This window comes from Anaerosphaera multitolerans (assembly GCF_004006535.1).
In the GTDB taxonomy this organism is placed as follows: Bacteria; Bacillota; Clostridia; order Tissierellales; family Peptoniphilaceae; genus Anaerosphaera; species Anaerosphaera multitolerans.
The window spans coordinates 1-4,450 of record NZ_RLIH01000031.1 but is presented as its reverse complement, the minus strand read 5'-3'; the positions used below and the strand labels follow the sequence as shown (position 1 = coordinate 4,450).

Annotated in this window: 7 protein-coding genes; all 7 read left to right on the top strand. The window is 29.4% G+C overall.

The annotated features are described in order from the left end of the window. The first annotated feature begins 330 nt into the window (after positions 1-330). The 7 genes from EF514_RS10555 (at position 331) to EF514_RS10530 (ending at position 4,175) form a co-directional block, all read left to right on the top strand. Positions 331-1,362, top strand: a complete 1,032-nt coding sequence (locus EF514_RS10555) for a hypothetical protein (RefSeq protein ID WP_127725416.1) — start codon at positions 331-333, stop codon at positions 1,360-1,362. 85 nt (positions 1,363-1,447) lie between these two features. Continuing rightward, entirely contained in the window at positions 1,448-1,633 is a 186-nt protein-coding gene (locus EF514_RS10550; protein ID WP_127725415.1) for a hypothetical protein, read from the top strand. Next, positions 1,633-1,776, top strand: coding sequence for a hypothetical protein (locus EF514_RS10845; protein ID WP_164845597.1), 144 nt, complete (start codon positions 1,633-1,635; stop codon positions 1,774-1,776). Before EF514_RS10550 ends, EF514_RS10845 begins: the two co-directional genes overlap by 1 nt. A gap of 30 nt (positions 1,777-1,806) precedes the next feature. Continuing rightward, positions 1,807-2,304 carry a phage holin family protein gene (locus tag EF514_RS10545; protein WP_127725414.1) on the top strand — a complete coding sequence of 166 codons (498 nt, stop codon included), beginning with the start codon at positions 1,807-1,809 and terminating at the stop codon, positions 2,302-2,304. Next, on the top strand, positions 2,301-3,194 hold the full coding sequence (locus EF514_RS10540; protein ID WP_127725413.1) for a peptidoglycan recognition protein family protein: 894 nt from the start codon (positions 2,301-2,303) through the stop codon (positions 3,192-3,194). The genes EF514_RS10545 and EF514_RS10540 overlap by 4 nt, the downstream gene beginning before the upstream one ends. A 114-nt stretch (positions 3,195-3,308) precedes the next feature. Beyond that, the gene (locus tag EF514_RS10535; RefSeq protein ID WP_127725412.1) at positions 3,309-3,908 is read left to right on the top strand and encodes a phosphodiester glycosidase family protein; all 600 of its coding nucleotides are present in this window, start codon (positions 3,309-3,311) and stop codon (positions 3,906-3,908) included. 12 nt (positions 3,909-3,920) lie between these two features. Further along, positions 3,921-4,175 carry a hypothetical protein gene (locus EF514_RS10530; RefSeq protein WP_127725411.1) on the top strand — a complete coding sequence of 85 codons (255 nt, stop codon included), beginning with the start codon at positions 3,921-3,923 and terminating at the stop codon, positions 4,173-4,175. Positions 4,176-4,450 lie beyond the last annotated feature (275 nt).

Genomic DNA, 4,450 nt, shown 5'->3' with positions numbered 1-4,450 from the left:
TTAAATCATAGATAAAGTTTAAATCTATAGCATTCTCTAGTTTTCTTACTAAATGATCCTTAGGAACTAAAGAATCCAAACTTAACATTTCTATTTGAGTTTTACTTATTTTATCTTTTTTACCCATCATTTTTATCACCCACAATATATTTACCCATTTTAAAAGGCTGCTGACATTTCATTGTCAACAGCCTGAGAGAGGGATAATACCTCTCTTTTTTAGTGGTCATTAGTGGGTGACACAACAAGTCTATGTTAGGTGTCAAGAGGGTGGTTATAAAACTTGTAAGTAGTTAAAGCCTTGGTATAATATTATTGAGGTGATTTAACTTGGATAAAGATAGATCAAAAGTTATAAATATTGCTAAACCCCGATATAATAAAGAATTTACTAAGCAATATGATTATTTGATGGTATGTAATGACATTATAGGAAGCATAATAACATATATTGAACGTAATAATTTTTTAGAATTAGAAATTAAAATGAGCGAAGAAGAAATAAGGGAATTTGAAAAAGCGGATGATTTTCAGAAATGGTTGGTAGATAATGGGTTTAAGGATGCTATATATAATGCTTATTATGTTGATATTTTCAGAAATTTACTTTTTGACTTTCATTCGTTTTTCTACGCTTCTTTGGAAGCAATCTCAAAAAATAAAACCTCTCTAGCCTTTACATTGTTAAGAAAACCCTTTAAAGATATTCTAGGTACATTGGAGTGGATATACGTTGATAAGATAAATTTTATTGATTGTTTTGTTAATGGCAGGGCAAAAGACTTAGAAATTACAAAAAATAAAGCAGAAGAAATATCGACAAAAATTTCCTCTTTGAGAAAGGTTAGTAATTTTTTTGAATTAAGGTTTGAAAAAGAAGAAGATATTTCACTTGAAAATTATTGGAATAATTCTACGCACTTGATAACGACGAGAGGAAAATATAAAACAAAGGATGGCAATATAAACTTTTTATTTTTAAACGAGGAAGAAAGAAAAGATTTAGCAAAATATTATTATAAAATAGTGCCTGTAATTATGCAATATGCTGTAGAGTTAATTGTTGAATTATTTGAAGACATTATTAATGCTCCTAAGGCAACAAAGATAATGAATAAGTTATTGAGATATTCTGATTATGGAGACGCAACGAATAGTAAGATATTAAAAAGACTTTTAGAAGATGGAATTCTTTATATTTGCAAAGAATGTGATCAAATTAATAAAATCACTATGGAAGATAAAGAAAGATTAAAAGAACATATAATAGAATGTAAGCATTGCGGAAACATACTATATACTTTCGATTATAACATTTTTGAATGGGGAAGCATTGAGGAAAAACTTAACTTCAATATGTGATACTTTATAAAAAATTTAGACAAACATTATTTAAGACAACTATATTGTTGTCTTCAATCTGAGAGATTTATTAAATCTCAATTTTTTGAAAGTTAATAAATTACCAGTTTCAGAAAATAAAGAAGGGTATTATTCAATACTAGTGTGTGATGGGGAAAAACTTTGGCATGAATACAAAGAAAGACCATTAACGGATATTGAAATAGCAAATAAAAGAATAGAGCAACTTGAAAATGTTGTCGATGAACTCTTAATGGGAGGTGCAAGATAATGGCTGAATATATGGCAAGAAGAATAATAGAAGGTCACTTGATATATAATTTATTATTTGCACTTGAATGGAATCAGAAATATCAGGATGAAGTGGACAATATTTTAACAGAAAAAGGTAGAGAAGATTTAATTGAAAACTAAGCTCTTTAATAACTCAAACTGAGGTGATATATGACAGAAATAATTGATTATCTAAGTAAAGCCTTTTCAGGACTAAAACCATTAATAGGTGGAATTTTAAGCATATTGACTTATATTTTATTTCCCCACGCTGATTTTAAATATGCCCTTATAGCTGTAACCATCGCAGCTTTTTTAGATATATTTACAAAAGCGTATGCTATTATACGAAAAAATGGTGGTTACTTTAAATCAGTGCGAAATAAAAAATTATTTTCAAGAACTATGTGGGAGAGAACTATTGTTAAAATATTTTCTTATTTAATAATATTTGCACTCACAGGTTTAAGTTATAGAGTTGTATTTTTAAAAGAAGCCAGTAAAATAATGGCTTCTTTTGTATATTCGGTGATATTTCTTAGAGAGTTTCAAAGCAATATAGAAAATTTAATTGAGGCGGGCGCAGATTTGGGCTGGTTGAAGAGTTTTGTAAAGAAAAGATACGATAAATTAATGGAGGATAGAGAAAAAGGAGAGGATAAGAGATGAAATATAATCAAAGACTTACAATAAATGAACTATTAAAATTACTAGATAATTATAACCACAAAGAATTTCATATACATCATACCTGGAAACCCAATTACTCAAATATGAAAAACAGCACTCCTGAAAAAGTAAATGACGGGATGAGAAGTTATCATAAAAGCTTAGGTTGGGGTGAAATAGGTCAGCATATTTCAACATTTCCTGATGGGACTATTTTAATAGGAAGAAACTTTTCAAAGAAACCAGTTTCAATTGCTAACAGAAATACTGGTAACTTTGCAATGGAGCAGGTGGGAGATTTTGATTTAGGAAAGGATATTATCACAGTTAAACAAAGACAAATCACACTTGAATTAATTAGGTATTTTATGAAAAGGGGGACAAAAATTGTATTTCATAGAGAATATTCTTCAAAAACTTGTCCCGGTACTTCATTACACAAAAGTGGATTGGTTGAAGCAAGCGACTATTATTTAAATAATCCGGGTGAATTACGCAAATGGATAACTGGTGAAGATGTTGCAGAACTTCAAAGAAAGTTAGGTATGACTGGTAGAGATGTTGATGGTAGTTTTGGAAATGATACTGAAAAAGCTTTAAAGGAATATCAAACTAAAAATAAATTACCAGTAACAGGAATTTATGACAATGCAACCAGAAACTATATGGAAAAAGGGGAGAAACCTATGGAAACAACTTACAGGAGATTATTTATTCATGGCATTGAAGCTAAATCAGTAACTGTAAAAGATGGTAAATCTTACTTATGGATGGAAAGTATTGGTAAACTTGTGCCACTTGTAGAATTTTTTGAAATATTGGGTTTGAAAGTTGAAGAAAGACCTTACGGAAACGGGAAAGCTTTATATGTAGAAAATAAAGAGGTTTGACCATCCGAGCCTGAGAAGGGAAAGCAACCTGAAAAAGAACCAAGCAAACCAATTATAGATATTCCTACCTCTAAGTATTATGAGCTTGGCACATCTAATAATAGCAACGTAACTTTGCACGTTATAGAGACAACACCTGAACATATAAAAATGTCACTTGCAAACGGTAAAACATTAAATCTACTTAAGAAAAATGGAATGAGCGGCACATTTTTTTGGACCGGAAGTCCAAAGGATAGCAAATTAAATGGTGGTCATTTAGTAATGCAAGACAATAAAGAACTTAATATAAATGGTCATGTTACAAATTATAATGGTTTAAAGCGTGGAGTTTTAATATTTGATGGTAAAAACGTAATATTTAAAAGAATCTATAATATAAAAGCAGAGTACCAAGGAAACATTAAGTGGGCGATAGGTGGACTTAGTTTATATCCATTTTATAATCCGACTGCTGAAGGTTTTACAGGGCAATATGCTGATGTTTTGAAAAAAACTAATCATAGTGCCATTGGTGTTAGCAATGGAGGAAAAATCTATTTAATATCAGTTAAGAATAGAACAGTAAATGAATTTAGAAACGATATGTTAAACAGTAAGCTTGGATTTAAAGCTCTTATAAATCTTGACGGTGGAGGTACAACTCAAATGTATTTTGATAAATCAATCATTTCAAGTACAAGAGGTTTAAATCATTTCATAGAAGTAATATAAAAGGAGAATAATGTGAATAATAAAATTGATTGGAAGAGAAAATTATCAAGCAGAAAGTTTTGGGCGGCAATTGTAGGTTTAGTTACTGCTTTACTTACAGCATTTAAGTTTGATGAAGCAGTAGCTGTACAAGTTACGAGTGTAATAATGGCATTTGGAACTTTAATAGCTTATATTTTCGCTGAGGGTTTTATTGATGGTAAGAGGGAAGAAGGCAATATAACAAATATTATTAATACAGAAGAATTGAAAGAGTCTAAAGAGTAATTTTCTAGGATCTTCTTATTGTATGAAAAACAGCACTTAATTAAGGTGATTAAAATACCATGTTGTTATGTTTAAAATGATAGCACCGTCAAAAGGTAAGTGTTACATGTGAAAATTGTTTGTAAAATGTTGACAGTAAATATAATAGTGGGGTAGGATAAAATCACAAAATAATATATAATTGATTTTTATTATTCTTAGAAAAGTTTTTTTTATTATTCTTAGAAAAGTATATAGAACTTAAAGTAGATGTTTCATATGATTATTATGTTAAT

Excerpts from the sequence above, each read along its gene's own strand:
- EF514_RS10845 (WP_164845597.1), top strand. The coding sequence starts at position 1,633 with ATGGCTGAATATATGGCAAGAAGAATAATAGAAGGTCACTTGATATAT.
- EF514_RS10545 (WP_127725414.1), top strand. The coding sequence starts at position 1,807 with ATGACAGAAATAATTGATTATCTAAGTAAAGCCTTTTCAGGACTAAAA.
- EF514_RS10540 (WP_127725413.1), top strand. The coding sequence starts at position 2,301 with ATGAAATATAATCAAAGACTTACAATAAATGAACTATTAAAATTACTA.